1 protein-coding gene is annotated in these 322 nt (G+C 66.8%); it reads right to left on the bottom strand.

Translation table 11 applies throughout. The features are described 5' to 3' along the window. On the bottom strand, positions 1–322 hold a 322-nt coding region (locus tag AC0IYH_RS30385; protein WP_471837860.1), incomplete at both ends, for a glycosyltransferase family protein.

The following is a 322-nucleotide window of genomic DNA, read 5'->3' as shown; positions in this document are numbered from 1 at the left end:
TACTGAAGGTGACCAGCCCGCCGCGATCATGTCCGCGCGGGTGACGTTCAGCGTGTAGCGGGATGCGGAGTAGAAATGGGCGTGCTCCGCCGGCGGAAGATGCTCGATCCGCTCGACATGGTCCGGCCAGTCGATGGACGCGGGATATTGCGGTCCGGCCACCACGAAGCGCAGATCGGGACGCGCCCGCGCCGGCGCGAGCAGCAGGCGGTCCAGCGTTGGCTGGCGGTCGTCGCTATAGGTGCCGAGATACGACAGGTCCCATCGCTTCTCCGCGCCGGTCGGACGATAAAGCGCCGGATCGACCGAACAATACAGCGCC

The sequence above is a fragment of the Pseudomonas sp. AC463 genome (assembly GCF_979253585.1).
This window is presented reverse-complemented; position numbering and strand designations above follow the sequence as displayed.